This is a genomic window from Nocardioides agariphilus (assembly GCF_015352445.1).
In the GTDB taxonomy this organism is placed as follows: Bacteria; Actinomycetota; Actinomycetes; order Propionibacteriales; family Nocardioidaceae; genus Nocardioides; species Nocardioides agariphilus.
On record NZ_JADKPO010000003.1, the window covers coordinates 64,825 to 82,564 of the forward strand.

The 17,740-nt window shown below is 70.2% G+C and carries 18 protein-coding genes; 10 read left to right on the top strand and 8 right to left on the bottom strand.

From position 1 onward, the window contains the following. Position 1: 1 nt before the first annotated feature. The 4 genes from ISU10_RS03270 to ISU10_RS03285 all read right to left on the bottom strand — a co-directional run bounded on the left by ISU10_RS03270 (position 2) and on the right by ISU10_RS03285 (position 4,875). A complete protein-coding gene (locus tag ISU10_RS03270; RefSeq protein ID WP_194694940.1) occupies positions 2-949 on the bottom strand; it encodes a hypothetical protein in 948 nt (315 codons plus the stop codon). 209 nt (positions 950-1,158) lie between these two features. Further along, positions 1,159-2,262 carry a DUF3592 domain-containing protein gene (locus ISU10_RS03275; protein WP_194694941.1) on the bottom strand — a complete coding sequence of 368 codons (1,104 nt, stop codon included), beginning with the start codon at positions 2,260-2,262 and terminating at the stop codon, positions 1,159-1,161. A 25-nt stretch (positions 2,263-2,287) separates the two neighbouring features. After that, a complete protein-coding gene (locus tag ISU10_RS03280) occupies positions 2,288-3,304 on the bottom strand; it encodes an acetamidase/formamidase family protein (RefSeq protein ID WP_370864667.1) in 1,017 nt (338 codons plus the stop codon). After that, entirely contained in the window at positions 3,301-4,875 is a 1,575-nt protein-coding gene (locus ISU10_RS03285; RefSeq protein ID WP_370864669.1) for an APC family permease, read from the bottom strand. Before ISU10_RS03285 ends, ISU10_RS03280 begins: the two co-directional genes overlap by 4 nt. Before the next feature lie 263 nt (positions 4,876-5,138). Between ISU10_RS03285 and ISU10_RS03290 the strand changes: the two genes are divergently transcribed. From ISU10_RS03290 to ISU10_RS03335, 10 genes are all read left to right on the top strand, one after another. Next, positions 5,139-6,437, top strand: coding sequence for a class-III pyridoxal-phosphate-dependent aminotransferase (locus tag ISU10_RS03290; RefSeq protein ID WP_194694942.1), 1,299 nt, complete (start codon positions 5,139-5,141; stop codon positions 6,435-6,437). After that, the gene (locus tag ISU10_RS03295; RefSeq protein WP_370864672.1) at positions 6,434-8,005 is read left to right on the top strand and encodes an aldehyde dehydrogenase family protein; all 1,572 of its coding nucleotides are present in this window, start codon (positions 6,434-6,436) and stop codon (positions 8,003-8,005) included. The genes ISU10_RS03290 and ISU10_RS03295 overlap by 4 nt, the downstream gene beginning before the upstream one ends. Before the next feature lie 15 nt (positions 8,006-8,020). Further along, entirely contained in the window at positions 8,021-8,629 is a 609-nt protein-coding gene (locus tag ISU10_RS03300) for a BMC domain-containing protein (protein ID WP_194694943.1), read from the top strand. After that, entirely contained in the window at positions 8,626-9,069 is a 444-nt protein-coding gene (locus ISU10_RS03305) for a hypothetical protein (protein WP_228499386.1), read from the top strand. Before ISU10_RS03300 ends, ISU10_RS03305 begins: the two co-directional genes overlap by 4 nt. Then, on the top strand, positions 9,070-9,312 hold the full coding sequence (locus ISU10_RS03310; RefSeq protein ID WP_194694944.1) for a EutN/CcmL family microcompartment protein: 243 nt from the start codon (positions 9,070-9,072) through the stop codon (positions 9,310-9,312). Positions 9,313-9,321: 9 nt separating this feature from the next. Next, positions 9,322-9,618, top strand: coding sequence for a BMC domain-containing protein (locus ISU10_RS03315; RefSeq protein WP_194694945.1), 297 nt, complete (start codon positions 9,322-9,324; stop codon positions 9,616-9,618). Then, positions 9,615-10,262 carry a microcompartment protein gene (locus tag ISU10_RS03320; protein ID WP_194694946.1) on the top strand — a complete coding sequence of 216 codons (648 nt, stop codon included), beginning with the start codon at positions 9,615-9,617 and terminating at the stop codon, positions 10,260-10,262. The genes ISU10_RS03315 and ISU10_RS03320 overlap by 4 nt, the downstream gene beginning before the upstream one ends. Before the next feature lie 7 nt (positions 10,263-10,269). Then, entirely contained in the window at positions 10,270-11,292 is a 1,023-nt protein-coding gene (locus tag ISU10_RS03325; RefSeq protein ID WP_194694947.1) for a phosphotransferase enzyme family protein, read from the top strand. 77 nt (positions 11,293-11,369) lie between these two features. Next, positions 11,370-12,152 (top strand): 3-oxoacyl-ACP reductase FabG, encoded by a 783-nt coding sequence (gene fabG, locus ISU10_RS03330; protein WP_194694948.1) that lies wholly within the window; start codon positions 11,370-11,372, stop codon positions 12,150-12,152. A gap of 14 nt (positions 12,153-12,166) precedes the next feature. Further along, positions 12,167-12,955, top strand: coding sequence for a GntR family transcriptional regulator (locus ISU10_RS03335; protein ID WP_194694949.1), 789 nt, complete (start codon positions 12,167-12,169; stop codon positions 12,953-12,955). Between the two features lie 52 nt (positions 12,956-13,007). On the opposite strand, the gene ISU10_RS03340 is transcribed toward ISU10_RS03335, so the two are convergent. From ISU10_RS03340 to ISU10_RS03355, 4 genes are read right to left on the bottom strand one after another with little or no spacing between them, the layout of a single operon-like run. Then, entirely contained in the window at positions 13,008-14,681 is a 1,674-nt protein-coding gene (locus tag ISU10_RS03340) for a diol dehydratase reactivase ATPase-like domain-containing protein (RefSeq protein ID WP_194694950.1), read from the bottom strand. Positions 14,682-14,695: 14 nt separating this feature from the next. Then, positions 14,696-15,052 carry a diol dehydratase small subunit gene (locus ISU10_RS03345; protein WP_194694951.1) on the bottom strand — a complete coding sequence of 119 codons (357 nt, stop codon included), beginning with the start codon at positions 15,050-15,052 and terminating at the stop codon, positions 14,696-14,698. Beyond that, positions 15,049-17,298: a propanediol/glycerol family dehydratase large subunit gene (locus tag ISU10_RS03350; protein ID WP_194694952.1), complete on the bottom strand. Its 2,250-nt coding sequence runs from the start codon at positions 17,296-17,298 to the stop codon at positions 15,049-15,051. The genes ISU10_RS03345 and ISU10_RS03350 overlap by 4 nt, the downstream gene beginning before the upstream one ends. 10 nt (positions 17,299-17,308) lie before the next feature. Beyond that, entirely contained in the window at positions 17,309-17,734 is a 426-nt protein-coding gene (locus ISU10_RS03355; protein WP_370864673.1) for a GlcG/HbpS family heme-binding protein, read from the bottom strand. Positions 17,735-17,740 lie beyond the last annotated feature (6 nt).

The following is a 17,740-nucleotide window of genomic DNA, read 5'->3' on the forward strand; positions in this document are numbered from 1 at the left end:
GTCATGCTCGCCCTCCTGCCAGCTCGGCGACGGCCTCGGCGAACGCCCGGTTGCGCGGCCCGACCTGGATCCGGCGGCCGGCCATCTCCACGACCGAGACGCTGCCGACCTCGGTTCGCACCTCGCTCCAGGGTGCGCTGACGGCCTGGTCGAACTTGGGTCGCCGCATGTTGAGCACGTAGGGAACGTGCTCGAGACCGGTGCTGGTGGCGGCCAGCGCACCGAACTTCGCCGCGGAGGTCAGGCCACGCGCCGCCAGGGCGCCGGCCGCGCCGGCAATGGCCCACCCGACCGGCGGTGTCACGACCAGTGCGACCGTCAGGCCGATGAGCACCACAGCGGTGGCCGCGGCGAACGCGGGCAGCGGGATGCCGGCGTAGGTCTGCACGACGCCGAGAACGGGCTCGCCTGTCGTGGACCGTTCGTGAACCTTGCGCAGTCTGCGGTTGGGCTTCGGCCAGGCCAACTCCGTGGCACTGTTGCGGCTGTCCCTGCCGGCGACGACGGGCGTCGGTTGTGGCGGCAGGGCGGTCTCATCGACTGCTGGAGTGGTGCTGGCAGGCGGGCGCGAGGCCACGTGCTCGACCTGGGCCGCGGGCGGCCAGTCCGTGACGGCCAGGTGATCGTGGCCAAGAGCCGCCGCCCAGGTGCGCGTGGCGCGCTCGGCCGTCTGCGGCGACCAGCCACGCGCCGCGGCGAGCTCGGAGCTCAGGTTGGCCAGAGAGGACGCGGTCAGCGGCGATATCCGCGTCATCCTCATGGGCAGGTGCTCCTCGGCGGCGACGACGACCTGGTGGATCTCGCGACGCAGGTCGCGCGAGCGCTCCGGCCCGAGTGCCTCCTCGACGAGCAGTCGTAGCTGGCTCGGGTGCAGGGGCGTCGGCGCGGCAGCCACGGTCGCACGCAACGCCTCGAGCAGGGCGCTGGTGTCCCGGGGCTGCTCGGTCATCCGCATGTCCGTTCAGGTCGCGCGACGCCACCACAGGCAGACGCTTCGGCCCATTGTGGTCGTAGGCACTGAGGGCGCGCTGAGGTTGGGGTCCGACGCGCCGTTGTCGGCAGTCCTCAGGCGCGTGCTCGACACCCATGCGTCGGACCATCCCTGCTCTCGCTCAGGCGCATCAGCAACGTGCGCACGGACTCGAAGGTGCGACCTGCCTAGGCCAAGGCGCCGAGTGCCGATCCCAGGAGTAGGCACATCACGAACGCCCAACCCCCGGTCAACCGGCGGCCATCGCCCTTCGTCCAGGCTGGGCCGTGCGGGCGTCCGAGCGCGAAGAAGACAGGTGCCGCCAGCGGCGAGAGCACGAACATCAGCCAGAACCACGCCCATTTCGTGCCCCGCCTCGGCTCCGCGCCGACGACGAGTACGCGCACCGACAGGAGGAACAGCGCACCGAAGAACCACACCAGCCCTCCGGTCACCCGCCAGCCGGCGACGTGAGCGGTGATCCCGCTGCGATCGACGAAGTACGTCGGCTCGACGCGGAGCTGGCTGCTACCCCGTCGCAAGTACGTCGCCACGTCCCCGCGGATGTAGCCCGTGACCCCGGACTGGCTCGCCTCGTCCAACTGGCGTCCCCGAAGCTGCGCCACCTCGGTGTAGTAGTCCAGACCGTCGTGCGACCAACGCAGCTCCAAGGTGGCAAAGCCAGTGCTCCCCTCCCGCATTCCTCCCGCGACCTCGACCACGCCTACCTCGCCGGACGAGATCTGCTGCTCGAGGCTGTGGAGGTCGGACTCCCGCTGACTGCCGACCGCGAACGCGGCGAGCAGGGCACACCAAGCCAGGAACAGCGCCCACGTCAGCAGCTCCGACACGTGCCGCTTGCGGGTGCCCACACCTCCGGCGACCAGCAGCAGGCCCATGGCGCCACCCGCGAGCCGACCCGGCAGGTCGCCGTACTTCGTCAGGCGTGCGTCGCCCGGATCGTCCGGGTCGTAGTAGACCGTGGCATCGCTCCCCCAGTGGTACACGCACAGTCTGGAGTCGTGCTCGGTGACCCGGTACCTCTCACCGTCGACCTCATAGGCCACGGTCGGGTAGCAGCTGTCTGCTGCGAGGTCGCCTCCGATCGCGACGACCGACCCCGAGACGGTCGTCGAGGGTGCCGTGAGAAGGGAGAGGCCGCTCAGCAGGAGGAGAGCGAGCGCCGACAGCAGCAGGCTGAGCGTCACACGCTTCCGGAGCCTGTTGGGCCGATCCGACTCGTCCACGGCCACCTTGGTCGGGGAGCGGTCGACCGCAGTCGCGTCCCGCACGAGCGCATTGTCGCAGTTCTCGGGCTCAGCGGCGCCAGCGCGCGTGCATCCCCTGCATGACGCGCACGTCGCCGAGGTACCGCTTGGCCATCTTGGCCACGACCGTGTAGTTGGTGTCCACCACGTTCGCGACCGGGGTGAGCGCGGTCTGGGAGACCAGCTGGTAGGCATCCATGTCGGAGAGGCCCGTGAGCTCTTGCACCCAGCGGACCAGCTCGGTGTGCGCGATCCGGAAGGCGTCCTCGAGCGGGCGCGTCGAGCCGGTGGTCATGATGAACTCGTCGTCCTCGAGCCGCGGCCACGGCGTCGGGCTGCCGCCCTTGATCAGGTCCAGCACCAGCACGGTGTCCATGGCGCACTCGACCGCGACCCCGCAGGTCTCCCCTTCGCCCTGGCGGGCATGGCCGTCCCCGAGGCTGAACAGCGCGCCCGGAACGTTGACCCCGAGGTAGCAGGTCGTGCCGGCCCGCATCTCGGGGGTGTCCATGTTGCCGCCCCAACTGCCCGGCGTCAGTGACGAGCGCACCTCCCCCAGGGCCGGGGCGACCCCGACCGTTCCGTGCATCGCGTCCAGCGGCAGGTCGACGGTGTACGGCGAGTCGAGGGCGTCGTACCTCACGACCCCGGCGGCGTTGTCGATCTCGTAGACCCACGTACGTTCGGGCAGCGGCGGGTGCAGCATCGCGGTGTACGTCGTGGCGGTCAGCGAGCCGAACAACGGGACGGTCGAGCTCACTCCCCGGCCGCCACGCGGGACGATCGAGCGGAAGTGCACGACCAGCGTGTCGCCCGGCTCGGCGCCCTCGACGTAGAACGGTCCGGTCTGCGGGTTGAGGAAGCGCGGGTCGCACACCTGCGATGGCAGGTCGGCCGTCGTCCGCACCCGCCCGGCGAAGCAGTCGAGCGTCCACGTCGAGACGGTGGTGCCGGGCCGCACGCTCACCAACGGTTCGAACCCGCCGAAGGTGTACGCCAGCTTGGCCGGGTCACCTTCGGCGTCGGGCTCGAACCTCAAGACGTCGCTGTCGCTGGTAGCGGTCACTTCCGCTCGTGGGCCTCCTCGAACACCGTCCGGCCGATGGCGCGGTAGACCTCAGGGCTGCGAGAGCGCAGGAGCAAGACGCCGAGCAGGCCGACGACGAACGTCGCGACGACCAGCCAGGGGATCAGGTCGAAGAACAGCGATCCGGCCGCCAGGCCACCGGCGAACTGGATGTTGTCGATCAGCAGCCACACCACGTAGAGCATCCCGATGCCGCCGAGGGCAGGGATGACGCCGGTGGTCAGCAGGCTGCCCGGGTGCACCTTCTTGACGTGGAAGTACCAGATGACCGCCAGGCAGGTGATCGCCTGCACGATCAGGATCGCCATCGTGCCCAGGATCGCCAGGAGGCCGTACTGGAAGATGTAGGCGCCCGTGAACGGGTCGTCTCCGTTGGTCGTCAGGACGTAGAAGCCCAGGGTGAACACCAAGGTGATCACGCTCTGGGTCACCGACGCGATGTGCGGGGTGTGGTGGGTGCCGTGGGTGCGGCCCAGCGTGTTCTTGGTGGCCGGCAGCTCACGGCCGATCGCGTAGAGGTAACGGCTCGCCGCGGTGTGGAAGGCCAGCCCGCAGGCGAAGGACCCGACGACGATGAGGAACAGGTAGATGTCGCCGATGAACGAGCCGCCGAGCTTGTCCTCGGCCAGGTCGACCCACAGACCGATGGAGTCGGTGTTGGCCTTCTCGATCGAGGTCGCCTTGCCGTTGCCGGCGATCATCATCCAGGACACGAACGTGTAGAAGGTGCCCAGTCCGATGACGGCGATCAGAGTCGCCCGCGGCACGATGTGGCGGGGGTTGCGCGACTCCTCGCCGTAGACCGCGGTCGTCTCGAAGCCGACCCACGACCAGAAGGCGAAGAACACGCCGATGGCAGCGCTGCCGGCAGCGATCGTGGTCCCATCGATCGACAGGCCCATGCCGCCGCCTGCCTCCAGGGACTTGAAAGCGTTCAGCGGGTTGATCGCCTCGGGCACCATCCCGTCGGGTCCACCACCGGAGAACAGCACCGAGAACGCGAGGGCCAGCAGCAGGACCACCTCGCACACCAAGGTGACACCCAAGAACGCCGCTGCGATGTTGATGTCGAAGTAGCCGAACAGGCCGATCACCACGATGCCGACGATGGCGATCAGCAGCCAGTTGACGTCCGTGTCGAACCAGCGGTTGAGGGCGTCATTGGTGAAGTAGGAGAAGATGCCGATGAGCGAGCCCTCGAAGACGACGTAGGCCATCGTCGCGAGTGCGCCGGTCGCCATGCCCCACACCTGCCCCAGGCCATGGGTGATGAAGCCGTAGAACGCGCCGGCCGTGGTGATGTGGCGGGCCATCGCGATGAACCCGATCGTGAAGAGGGTCAACACGATCGTTGCCACCAGGAAGCCGGCCGGTGCTCCGAGTCCGTTGCCGTAGCCGATCGCGATGGGGGTGTTGCCGGTCATCGCGGTGATCGGTGCGGCGTTGGCCACGGCGATGAACAGGACTCCGCCCAGCCCGATCGCCCCCGCCTTCAGCGCGTTGGCGTGCGGAACCGGCGCCAGATCGCGTTCCTTCTCGCTGCTCGACACGTGTCACTCCGTCCTATCGGGCCCGTCTGGGCAGACAGCAGCAAACCGAATAGGCCCCTTCGTGACCGATTGAGTGCAGACCCATTCGCTGTGTCCCAAGCCACCTTGCGGCATGCTGCCAGCGGACACGTGCTGTGGCAAGGGGTGCAACCGACGTACTTTCCGGGGGATGGTCCGGAACCTGTTGACCAGACCGTAGAGAACCTGTTACATACCGTATTGCAAACCATTAGGTGAATTGGTCTGACCCAGATCGGATCGGCATGAGCTTCGACTACGGCGAGTTCTCCTTCGACTCCAAGGAGCAGGTGCTCGAGAAGTCGCGCGAGTTCTGGAACCCCGGCAAGACCGACTTCTGGGTCGAGTCGGGCGTCCCGTTGGTCATCGACCGGCGCGAGGACTACTTCATCTACGACATGTCCGGCAAGCGGCTGCTCGACGTGCACCTCAACGGCGGCACCTACAACCTCGGCCACCGCAACCCGGAGGTCGCCTCGGCGGTGGCATCGGCGATGTCGCACTTCGACGTCGGCAATCACCACTTCCCCGCCCTCACGCGTACGGCGCTCGCCGAGGCACTGATCTCGACGGCACCCGCCGGGCTGACCAAGGTCGCGTACGGCAGCGGCGGCGGCGAGGCCATCGACATCGCGTTGAAGACGGCTCGGCACACGACGCAGCGCCGCAAGATCGTGTCGGTCGTCAAGGCCTACCACGGTCACACGGGACTGGCTGTCGCCACCGGCGACGAGCGGTTCAGCAAGCTGTTCTTGTCCGACCGTCCCGACGAGTTCGTGCACGTCCCGTTCAACGACCTCACGGCGATGGAGGAAGCCCTGCGAGGACGCGACGTCGCCGCCGTGATCATGGAGACCATCCCCGCGACCTACGGCTTCCCGCTCCCCGAACCCGGCTATCTCGAGACCGTGAAGCGGCTGTGCGAGCAGCACGGCACGCTCTACATCGCCGATGAGGTGCAGACCGGGCTGATGCGCACCGGCGAGCTGTGGGGCATCACCAAGCACGGCATCTCCCCCGACATCCTGGTCGCCGGCAAGGGGCTGTCGGGCGGCATGTACCCGATCTCCGCCGTGCTGATGAGCGAGCAGGCCGCCGGCTGGCTCACCGAGGACGGCTTCGGTCACATCTCGACGTTCGGCGGCGCCGAGCTGGGCTGCATCGCCGCCCTCAAGACGCTGGAGATCTGCAACCGCCCCGAAACCCGCTCGATGGTCCACTACATCAGCGACCGGGTCGGCCGCGGACTGCGCGAGATCCAGGCCGACTACCCCGACTGGTTCGTCGGCATCCGGCAGAACGGCGTGGTGATGGGCCTGGAGTTCGCCCACCCGCAGGGCGCGAAGTACGTCATGCGACACCTCTACGCCAACGGCGTCTGGGCGATCTTCTCCACCCTCGACCCGCGGGTGCTGCAGTACAAGCCCGGCATCCTCCTCAAGCCGGAGCTCTGCGAGGAGCTGCTCGACCGCACCGAAGTGGCGATCCGCAAGTCGTGGGCCGAGGTCCGCGAGTCCGGTTGGCGGGCGGAGAAGGCATCGTGACCGTCGAGTACGACCTGCCCCCGATCGAGGCACCCGGCGTGCCCCGCGCCCGGCAGATGCTGGAGCGGGCCCGGTGGGCGGCGCAGGCGTTCGCCACCTACGACCGCGACTCGGTGCTGCGCATCGTCGAGGCGGTGACCCGCGCCGCGGAGGACAACGCCGAGCGGTACGCCGAGTGGGCCGTGCGCGAGACCGGCTTCGGCGTCGTGGCCGACAAGGCCGTGAAGAACAAGCTCTGCTCACGCGGCATCCTCGAGACCTACCGCGAGCACGACTACGTCAGCCCGCGTATCGACGGCGACCGCAAGATCGTCGAGGTGCCCCGCCCGGCAGGCGTCGTCTTCGCACTCACGCCCTCGACCAACCCCGTCTCTACGGTCTACTTCAAGGTCATCTTGGCCCTGATGACCCGCAACGCCGTCGTGGTCAGCCCGCACCCGGCCGCCAAGCAGTGCTGCTCGGACGCCGCCCGGGTGCTTGCCGAGGCAGCCGTCGCCGCGGGCGCTCCCGACGGCGTCGTGCAGTGGGTCGAGGAGCCGTCGGTTCCGCTCATCGACGCCCTGATGACCGACTCCCGCACCGACGTCATCCTGGCCACGGGCGGGGTCGCGGTCGTGCGGGCGGCGTACTCGTCGGGCAACCCGGCGATCGGGGTCGGCCCCGGCAACGTGCCGGTGCTGGTCGACGCCACGGCCGACCTGGCGCGAGCGGCCAAGAAGCTCGTCGACAGCAAGGCCTTCGACAACTCGGTGCTGTGCACCAACGAGAGCGTGCTGGTCGTGGAGGACGCGGTCGCGGACCGCCTGCTGCGCGAGATGAGCCGCCACGGTGCCCACCTACTGGGCCCCGAGGAGCGCGACAAGGTGCGCGACGCGGTCTTCCCCGGCGGTCGGTTCGACACCTCGGTGGTCGGCCGCGACGCGGCCACGATCGCCGACCGGGCAGGCATCCGCATCCCGCCACGGACCAGGGTGCTGGTCGCGCCGTTCGACCTGGCCGTCAAGGAGGAGCCGCTCGCCCACGAGAAGCTCTGCCCGGTGCTGGGCCTGACCCGCGTGCCGACCGCACGCCGTGGCATCCGCACGGCCGAGGCGCTCCTGCGCATCGGCGGTGCCGGTCACTCGGCGGTGATCCACAGCAACGACCCGCGCACCGTGATGGAGTACGCCGCCGCCGTCGACGTCCTGCGCGTCACCGTCAACGAGGGTGGCAGCACCGGCAGTGCAGGGTTCTCCACCAACCTGGCGCCGTCGATGACCATCGGCACCGGCTTCGTGGGCCGCAGCTCGCTCAGCGAGAACCTCCAGCCGCAGCACCTGGTGAACCTGACCCGCATCGCCTACAGCACCGACCCGAGCGAGGTGCTCCCGTCCTACGCCGGGCTGGTGCCGTGGGCCGCACCCACCGGACCCGTGCCCGCCTACCCGGTCGCCAGCAACCTGGGCGACGCAGGGCCCACAGGGCCCGCAGCCACCCGCCCGTCTTCTTCGAGCGACAGCACCGCGGAGGTCCGCGAGGAGCTCCGCCGGCTGATCATCGAAGAGCTGACAGCGATCATCAAGGGCTAGGGGTCGGGTTCTGACATGAGTGCTGAACTCCGGTCCTTCATCTTCTTGGACCAGCTGCAGCCGCAGACCATGTGCTACCTCGGCACCTGGATCAAGGGCAGCCTGCCGCGCTCCGACGTGGCCGCGCAGGTCATCGAGGTCGCGCCCGGCCTCGACATCGAGCCGCTGACCGACGTCGCGCTCAAGCACACCGAGGTGCAGGCGGGCATCCTCGTCGTCGAGCGGCAGTTCGGCTACCTGGAGATCCACTCGCGCTCCACAGAGGCGGTGCGCTCCGCGAGCGCGGCCGTGCTCGAGGCCCTGGACGCCAAGGCGTCCGACGCGACCGCTCCCACCGTCTTGGCCTCGCGCATCGTCTCGCGCATCGATGCCCAGCACGCCTTCCTCATCAACCGCAACAAGATCGGGTCGATGGCCTTGCAGGGCGAGTCGTTGTTCGTGCTGGAGATGCAGCCCGCGTCCTACGCGATCCTCGCCACCAACGAGGCCGAGAAGGCCGCCCGCATCAAGGTGGTCGACTACCGGATGATCGGCGCGACCGGCCGCGTCTACCTCAGTGGCGAGGAGTCCGACGTACGCGCCGCAGCCGAGGCCGCCGAGCGGTCGCTGAGGTGGGAGGCGTGAACCACCTGGCCGGCCTGGGTCCCGACGAGCTGCGCGCCGCCGTACGTGCCGTCCTGCGCGAGGTGCTGCCTGACGGGCTGGTGGCCAGCTCACCCACGGGCCCGACCGACGTCGTCATCGCCACGGAGGCCGACCTGACCGCGTTCGTACGCCGGGTGGCCGCCATGTGCGAGGACGGCGAGGTGCGCGCGGCGCTGCAGGACGGGCGACACGGGTTCCGCCTGGCATCCAGCTCACCGGGTTCCGAGACGGTTGCTGCGCAACCTCCTCAACCAGCGGCCGGAGCCATCCGCGTGGAACGCGGCGCGGTCACCGAGAGGACCGTGCAGAAGGCGGCGGCCGAGGGCGCGCGGCTGGTATTGGGGCGTCGCGCCGTGCTGACGCCCCTGGCCAAGGACAAGGCCCGCACCCTGGGCGTCAGGATCGAGAAGGAGGGCTAGATGCTGAAGGCGACAGTGGTCGGCAGCGTGTGGTCGACCAAGAGGGTCGAGGGGTTGCCCAACGGGGCCTTCCTCGAGGTCGAGGTCGACGGGAGCGGGACCAGTCTCGTGGTCTTCGACGTCCTCGGCAGCGGCGTCGGCGAGCACGTGCTCGTGGCGACCGGCTCGGTGGCGGCGGCGTACTTCCCTGACCCGCATCCACCCGTGGATGCACTGATCATCGGTTCGATCGACGAGAAATGAGGAAGTGACATGGCAGGTCAAGCAGGTCAGGCCATCGGCATGATCGAGACCAAGGGCTATGTGGCAGCGCTGGCTGCCGCGGACGCCATGGTCAAGGCGGCCAACGTGAGCATCGTGGGTCGCGAGGAGGTCGGCGACGGCCTCGTCGCGGTCACCATCGTGGGCGACGTGGGTGCGGTGAAGGCGGCCACCGAGGCCGGTGCGGAGACCGCCGGCCAGGTCGGCGAGCTGGTGTCGGTGCACGTGATCCCGCGGCCCCACCCCGAGCTCGGACGGCACTTCGAGACCTCCGCGTCGGAGGGATGACCCTGACGGTGCCGGGGCCGGAGCTGCGGGTCTACCTGCTGTTGGAGGACCTGCAGCGTCAGTTCGCGGCCTACATGGGCACGCCGTCTCGGGCGCGGGGGTATCCGCCGTTCGAGGGCCAGCACGCACTCATCGTCGAGGTCGCACCCGGCCTAGCCATCGAGCGCGTCACCGACCTCGCGCTGCGCGCGGTTCCCTCGGTCGAGCCGGGCATCTTGTTCGTCGAGCGGCAGTTCGGGGTGCTCGAGGTGCACGCCTCCGACCTCGACGACGTACGCCGGGCGGGTGAGGCGATCCTGGCCGGCCTGGGTGCCGATCCCGCCGACCAGCTGCGGCCACGCGTGCTCTACCACGACGTCATCGAGGACGTCACCGACCAGCACGCCGTGATCATCAACCGCAACCGGCAGGCCTCGATGCTGATGCCGGGCGAGACACTGCTGGTCTACGAGATGACGCCCGCACTGTTCGCCACGGTCGCTGCCAACGCGGCCGAGAAGGTGGCTCCCGGCGTGACGCTGGTGGACGTCTCGATGATCGGGGCGGCCGGTCGCGTCTACATGAGCGGGCCGACCGCCGATATCCTCCGCGCACGCGACGAGATCACGCGCGTGCTCGAGGCGGTGGAGGGACGCGACCAGTGAGGCACCAGTGAGCACCCACGACCTGTCCGGTGAGGGCGTCGCCGCTCGGCTCGAGCCGGTGGCACGCCGAGCCCTGGCCGAGTACGGCGTGTCCCCCGACGCGGCGCTCACCTTGCTCAACGTCAGCGAGAACGCGACGTACGCCGTCGACGACCCGGACACGGGCGAGCGCACGGTGCTGCGGGTGCATCGGCACGGCTACCACGACGCTGCCGCCATCGAGTCCGAGCTGGCCTGGCTCGACGCGCTGCGCGAGGACACGGGTGTGCGGACGCCCCGGGTGCTGCCCACTCCCGACGGACGCCGCCTCCTGGCGATGCCCGAGGAGGGTCAGGCCGACCCCCGGCACGTGGTGCGGTTCGAGTTCCTGCCCGGCGTCGAGCCCGAGGAGGCCGGCGAGACCCTGCCGGAGTCCTTCGAGGTGCTGGGTGGCATCACCGCCCGCATGCACGAGCACGCGCTGCGCTGGCAGCGCCCGCCCGGCTTCACCCGGTTCGCCTGGGACTACGACGGCGCGTTCGGGTCCGTCGCCCGATGGGGCCGCTGGCAAGACGGCATGGCCGTCGGCCCTGCGGAGACCGAGGTGCTCGGCCGACTGGACGACACCCTGCGAGCCCGGCTCACGGCCTTCGGCTCCGGCCCGGACCGCTACGGGCTGGTGCACGCGGACCTGCGGCTGGCCAACCTGCTCGAGGACCGGACACCAGACGGGGACGAGCACTACGTGATCGACTTCGACGACTGCGGGTTCAGCTGGTTCCTCTACGACTTCGGCTCAGCAGTGAGCTTCTTCGAGGACGACCCCCGCGTGCCCGAGCTGGCCGACGCCTGGGTCCGCGGCTACCGCACCGTGCGCGACCTCCCGGCCGAGGACGAGGCCGAGATCCCGACGTTCGTGATGATGCGGCGACTCCTGCTGGTCGCCTGGATCGGCTCGCACTCAGGAACCGAGCTGGCGCAGTCGATGGGTGCCGCCTTCACGGCCGCGAGCTGCGACCTCGCGGAGGACTACCTGTCACGCTTCGGCTGAGGCCGACCAGTCAAGCCGTCATCGGGGCCAAATCATCGGGGCCAAATCATCGGGGCCAAATCATCGAGGAGAGTCTGATGTTCACAACAGTGCGGGGCCGGTCGGTCATCGTCACCGGGGCCAGCAAGGGCATCGGCAAGGGCATCGCCCGTACCTTCGCGCGCGAGGGTGCCGACGTCCTGATCGCCGGTCGAAACGAGTCCGCGTTGCAGGCGGCGGCCGAGGACCTGGCCGCGCAGGCGCAGGGCCGGGTCGAGACGGCCGTGGCAGACGTCTCTCGCGTCGACGACTGCCGCGGCCTGGCCGCGACGGCTCTGGAGCGGTTCGGCGCGATCGACGTGCTGTGCGCCAACGCCGGCATCTTCCCCGACAAGCCGCTGGGCGAGCTGACCGAGGCCGACGTCGACGAGGTGCTGGGCACCAACCTCAAGGGCACGATGTTCTCCGTGCAGGCCTGCCTCGATGCCCTCACTGCGAGCGGGCGGGGCCGTGTCGTGGTGACCTCCTCGATCACCGGGCCGATCACGGGATATCCGGGCTGGTCCCACTACGGCGCCAGCAAGGCCGGCCAGCTCGGGTTCTTGCGCACGGCCGCAATCGAGCTCGCGCCCAGGAAGATCACCATCAACGCGATCATGCCGGGCAACATCGCGACCGAGGGCCTGCACGACATGGGACAGGACTACATCGACGGCATGGAGGCGGCGATACCCCAGCACCGGCTCGGCAGCGTCGACGACATCGGCCACGCCGCGCTGTTCTTCGCCAGTGACGAGGCGGGCTACATCACCGGTCAGACCCTGGTCGTCGACGGTGGGCAGGTGCTGCCGGAGTCGCCGGCGGCGCTGGAGGGGATCTGACGGGTGAGCGACTGATGAGCGAGTCGTCGGACGCCATCGGTCCGGCGGCCGAGCGCGTACGCCGCCAGCTGCTCGACCAGATCCAGCACGGCCTGCTTCACCCCGGCGAGAGGCTCGGCGCCGAACGTGACCTGGCGCAGAAGCTGGGGGTGAGCCGCTCGACCATGCGCCAGGCGCTGGGCGCGCTCGAGCGCGCGGGCGCCGTACGCCGGGTTCCGGGGCGCGGCGGCGGCACGTTCGTCAGGTCGCAGAAGGTCGAGCGCGACCTGTCACGGGTCGTCGGTGTGCCCGCGTTGCTGCGAGCCCAGGGCATGACGTCGGGCTCGCGGATCATCACCACCGCGATCACCGAGGCCGACCAGGAGACGCGGGCCGCCCTCGAGCTGGGCGTGGGCGCATACGTCGTCGACGTGGTCCGGATCCGGCTGGCCGACGGGATGCCCATCTCGCTGGAGCACGTGCGCCTGCCGGCAGACCGCTTCCCGCAGCTGCTCGACCTGCCTTTGGGAGGCTCGCTCTACGACCTGCTCGACGAGCACTACGACACCGTGCCCGGCGAGGCCGAGGAGCACATCGAGGTCGTGGCGGCGAGCGAGGACGAGGCCTCCATCCTCGGCACCGACCCCGGAGCGGCACTCCTGTCGATCACCCGCATCACCAAGGACCAGGACGGCGCCTTGTTCGAGTTCTCCCACGACCTGTTCCGCGCCGACCGGACCATCATCAGCGTCCGCACCCCGGCCACCCCTCCGGCCTCAGGTGACTCCCGTCGCGTCGTCTCCTTGAGGCCGCGCGTGAAGTGACGCCGTCCGTGACGGAAAGCACCATGAAGAGGCCTCCGGATGGTGCTTTCCGTCACTGACGGCGCGCATCCAGCAGAGCCAGCCCGTACGCGACGGCGTAGCGGTGGCCCAAGGTGCCGGCGACGTCACCTCGGCCGACAGCAGTGCCCGGCGGCAGGGCGCCGGAGACCGCGGCCAGGATCTCGTCATCACCGGCCAGACCGCCGACGACCACGACCGAGGAGGGCTGCTCACCCAGGGTCCGCAGCCCGCGGGCGACGTTGCCGCCCACCAGGTCGACCTTGAGGCGCACTCGCAGCGCGCGCCACTCCCCCGGTGCCATCGCCGCGGAGAACGGCAGGAGGCCGGCGGGGCCCAGCACGACGAGCCGGCCGACGGTCTCGCTCGGCGCCGGGCGGTCGCGAAACGTTCGGCTGCCGTCCTCGCCGAGCAGCACCTGCGGCGCCTCCACGCGATAGGCCGCACCTCGCTTGACCCACTCGGCGGCTGCGGGGGTGATCCCCGTGAGCGCCGCGACTGCCTGGGTCAGCAGATCGCCGGCCCCGGCGCCTACCACGTCGACGGCTGCCGAGACCGTGTCGACCGTCCCCCCGCCGAGGTCGACCACCACCGAGCCGGCACCAGCACCTGGCGTGGACATCGCACCGGCCCAGGCGGCCCGCGCCTCGGACCCGACCGTGCGCACCGGCACGCCGAGCAGGTCGGACAGGTGGGCCGACGGGTCGACGTACGGCGCCGACGAGCGCAGCGCGGCCAGGGTCACGGGTCGACGACGAGTGGCGCCGACCCTGGCCTGGACGGCTGCACTGACTCCGGCGAGGTCGACGGTCCACAGGTCGTCCACCTCGCACCTCACGCAGTCAGGCGGGATCTCGTAGGTCGAGGCGTCGCCCACGCGACCGGCCCTCAGCAGCTCGTGCCCCTCCAAGAACCTGAGCCGTCCGTGCCCCGCCAGCTCGATCCAGCCCGGGCATGCCGGGTCCTCACCGGACGCGGGGGCACCGACGGTCACGACCCCGCTGCTCCTGTCGAGGAGCTGCTGCGCCAGGCGTGCCGCATCGGCGAGCTCGCCCTCGGCGAGGCCGAGCTCAGCGCGGAGCTTGAGAGGGTCGCCCAGCACGCGTAACGGCTGGCCGGGCGCGGCAACCTCGACGGCCACCCGGTCGGCGCTCAGCACCGACTCGGTGTCGACCTCGTCGACCACGGGCACCTCGGCGGGCAGCCGGTTGGCCAGCAGCACCGCCTCGTCGTCCGCGACGAGGACGGCCGCGACGCGTCCGCTCTCCACGAGGGGACCCAGCCGCGCGGCCACCGCGAGGTAGCCGGCACCGGAAGGTACGACGGCCACGACAGGCTCGCCGTCGGCTGGAACGGCGTCCCACGTGACGGGCACCCCGGCCCCGAACCCGCGTCCTCCGGACGTGGAGGACCCTGCCACGCTCACCGCCAGCCGCCCGGTCGCGGGCAGGTCCTCCGGCAGCTGCGCACCGGTGGTCAGCACCGGCCGCAGCGGGGCGGCCACGGCTCGCTGCACACGCACGTCGTGCTGTCGCTCGAGCCGGCGGACCAGGCCCACGGCCGCGGCGAGGCTCTCGGGTGAGCCCTTGGCCCGCCGCGTCGGGGACCGTCCGACGCCGATCACCTCGACGCGGCCATCCTCGACGCTGGCGAGCAGCACCTCGGTGGTCGCGTTGCCGACGTCGATGCAGGCGAGCACCACCGCCATCCCCGGGCCCACGTTCAGCGCAGCAGCCCGCGGCGCGCGTAGACGGAGGCCGCTTCGCGCACCAGCGTCGCGGACAGTGGTGCCGGTACCGCTTCGAGCCGGACGGCCAGTGCCTCGAGCTCCTCGGCCGTCGCGCGGTGGGGGCGCAACGCCTCGTAGAGCGCCATCACCTCGTCCTCCGGCATCAACGCGAGCTCGGCCGCACGGCGGAAGTTCGCGGCCAGCTGCGGGTTGGCGTGCTGCTCGGCGACCGCGGCCTGGTGCTCGAGGGTCTCGGGATGGATCCGCACGTCGTCGGCGGCCAGCTCGTCGCGCGCGAGCCGGTCGAGGGTGAGCTCCTCGGCATCACGACCGGAGAACGCCCGTGTCATCGGTCGACCTCGATGTCCTCGTTGCCCAGAGCACGATCCAGACACCGCCGCTCAAGCTCGACGAGGGACACGACGCGGGTGTGGTACCTCGCTTCGATCGCCTCGTCGGTGTAGGGGTTGCGCGCCGGCACGGGCGTCGCTCCCTTGGCATGGCGACCGGCGTTGCCGCCCAGCAGCCGGTAGTGGGAGCGGTCGAGGATCGGCGCCATGCTGTAGAGCTCGAGGTTGGCCAACGGCGGCAGGTCGCGTCGATGGATCAGTGCGGTGCCCTTGCCCTGCAGGCCGATGCCGATGCCGGAGCCCGCCAGCCGGGCGGCGGTGAGGCCCACCATGCCGAGGTCGAGACTGCCGTTGACCCTGACCAGGCGTGCGATGCAGCCCTCCTCCTCGAGCCCTGCCAGCAGCTCGTGGATGGCATCGACCACTGTGAGTCCGGACAGCGTCTGCCACACGGTCCGTCCCACGCCCGGCGACAGGCCGATCACGACCTCGCGCGGGTCGCTGCCCTGCGCAGCCGCGCCGATGACGCGCAACGAGTCGTCGGCGTGCGAGGCCTGGTCCTTGCGCAGGTCCTCGACGCCGCGAGCCTGGCGGATCCCGTCGATCTCGGCCTGCCGAGCGGCGTCGGGCTCGTAGCCCGTGCCCGGCCCCGCGTAGTCGTTGGGGTCGGTGACCAGGCTCAGCACCTGCATCGACTCGTCGAAGATGGCGGCGGTCTGCAGGTGGTCGCCGTGCACCCTGGCACCGAGCATCTCGAGCACCCGCTGGGCTGCAGCCTCGTAGCCGCACTCCAGGAGAGCCTTGGCGACCTCGATCGAGCCGAGGCCCGAGCTGCGGATCGCCTGCGCAGCCCCGAGGACCACCATCGGGTCGGGCTCGTGGCCGTCGGTGACGAGGTCCTTCGAGCCGACCGCGTCGACGGCCAGGTCCACGTGCTCGTCGGTGAAGTCGGCCAGCCCGAGATAGCGATAGACGTCGCGACACGCCTCGGCCGCCTCGCGCCGCAAGCGTCCGACCTCCGCGGGCGACGCCGTACGCAGGCCGCCATCGACGCCCCAGTCACGCTGCATGGCCAGCCAGTCGTCGATGTCCTCGGCGTTCCACTGCGAGGGCCCGAACATGTTGTCGTAGCGCTGGATGCTGCCGAAGCCACTGCAGACGTAGTCGCTGCCGGCCAGCAGGATCGGCAGCGTCCGGGACGTACGTCGTACGTCGGACTCCGACATCAGGGCGTCGTTGCCCGTGCAGGCCTCGAGGTTGCGGGCCATCACCATCACGTTCTCGGCCATCAGCCCGCGCACTCCCTTGGGCACCGAGGAGGCGACACTGGCGCCGTCGATGCCGCCGTTCTGCACGCCTTGCACACCCATGGCCCGGGCCAGTGACACGCAGCGCGACTCGAGGTAGAGCATCGAGCACTGCTCGGCGCCGCCCATCAAGAGCTCGGCGCCGGCACCCGAGGTGACTCGCATCTTGACGCCGCGGCTGGCGTAGGCCGCGGCCAGGATCGCCTTGCTGTACGGCGTGTCGTCGCCGTCGACGAACACCGGCTCGGTGCCGTAGAGGCTCACGGTCTCGGCGTAGGACACGAGACCACGGATGCCCATCTCCAGCTCCATGGCCTCCTCGACCGAGCATTGCACCAGCACTCCTGGTGAGGCGATCGCGGCGCCGAGGGTGACGGCGACGGCGTTGGAGGGTGCGTCGGCCAGGACGGGCACGGTCGTCTCGACCTCGCGGAAGCCGTAGGCGGCGGCGGTCGCGGCATCGGCCGCAAGCAGCAGCGGGTCGTCGAGCAGGTTGGTGACGTGTGCCTGATTGCTGGGAGTACGACGAGCCCGGAGCTTGGTCATCGCCAGCGTCAGCTCGGCCGGTCTGAGCATCGACACGACCCGCGCGAGCTTGGCGGGCGTGGTCCCCGAGACCAGCCGGACCACCTCGGCGCGAGGGACGCCCGGATCCACGAACAAGCGGGCGAACTCCACGTCGTCGAGCGCCATCGCCTCCTCAGCGACCGTTACGTCGATGCCGTGCGTCGCGATCAGCTCGTCGAGGGAGTCGAAGTCCTCGACGCGGCGACCGTCCATCTCGACCACGCGTCCCCCGTCCAGGACGAGCGAGGGCGCCGGGTCGTGCGGGCTGTTCATGGCGATCAGCCCCAGCCCCACGTCCTCGTGGGCGAAACCGTCGAGGTTGACCCGTTGCTGGTCCATGAACCGGATGCGACCTACGGGCTGATCCGCCATGGGTCGCACCTTAGGGTGCTGACTGGTCGCTCAGGAAGGACTCGAACACGGCGAGGCCGGCCCGCGCACAGGCGACGTCCTCCTCCGTGGTTCCACCACTCACACCGACCGCGCCGACGACGACGCCGTCGTGCCAGCAGGGCACTCCCCCGCCGAACACGACGAACCGTCCGCCGCCGTTGGCCTGGAGACCCCACAGGTCGGCGCCGGGCTGGGTCAGGGAGGCGAGCTCGGCCGTCTCGATCCGATGGGCCACGGCGGTGAAGGCCTTGTCGACGGCGAGCGTCGGTCCGGCGATCTCCGCCTTGTCCATGCGCTGGAAGTGCACGAGATGGCCGCCCTGGTCGACCACGGCGGCAGAGACGAGCGCTCCGATCTCCGCAGCCTTGTCTACGGCGGCCCGGGTCATCCGCGCGGCCAGCTCGAGGTTGATCACGCGCCG

What these genes read in the sequence shown, in the direction of transcription:
- ISU10_RS03310 (WP_194694944.1), top strand. Translation starts at nt 9,070, where the DNA reads ATGCTGAAGGCGACAGTGGTCGGCAGCGTGTGGTCGACCAAGAGGGTC.
- ISU10_RS03320 (WP_194694946.1), top strand. Translation starts at nt 9,615, where the DNA reads ATGACCCTGACGGTGCCGGGGCCGGAGCTGCGGGTCTACCTGCTGTTG.
- ISU10_RS03335 (WP_194694949.1), top strand. Translation starts at nt 12,167, where the DNA reads ATGAGCGAGTCGTCGGACGCCATCGGTCCGGCGGCCGAGCGCGTACGC.
- ISU10_RS03270 (WP_194694940.1), bottom strand. Translation starts at nt 949, where the DNA reads ATGACCGAGCAGCCCCGGGACACCAGCGCCCTGCTCGAGGCGTTGCGT.
- ISU10_RS03340 (WP_194694950.1), bottom strand. Translation starts at nt 14,681, where the DNA reads ATGGCGGTGGTGCTCGCCTGCATCGACGTCGGCAACGCGACCACCGAG.
- ISU10_RS03315 (WP_194694945.1), top strand. Translation starts at nt 9,322, where the DNA reads ATGGCAGGTCAAGCAGGTCAGGCCATCGGCATGATCGAGACCAAGGGC.
- ISU10_RS03300 (WP_194694943.1), top strand. Translation starts at nt 8,021, where the DNA reads ATGAGTGCTGAACTCCGGTCCTTCATCTTCTTGGACCAGCTGCAGCCG.
- fabG (WP_194694948.1), top strand. Translation starts at nt 11,370, where the DNA reads ATGTTCACAACAGTGCGGGGCCGGTCGGTCATCGTCACCGGGGCCAGC.
- ISU10_RS03350 (WP_194694952.1), bottom strand. Translation starts at nt 17,298, where the DNA reads ATGGCGGATCAGCCCGTAGGTCGCATCCGGTTCATGGACCAGCAACGG.
- ISU10_RS03290 (WP_194694942.1), top strand. Translation starts at nt 5,139, where the DNA reads ATGAGCTTCGACTACGGCGAGTTCTCCTTCGACTCCAAGGAGCAGGTG.
- ISU10_RS03345 (WP_194694951.1), bottom strand. Translation starts at nt 15,052, where the DNA reads ATGACACGGGCGTTCTCCGGTCGTGATGCCGAGGAGCTCACCCTCGAC.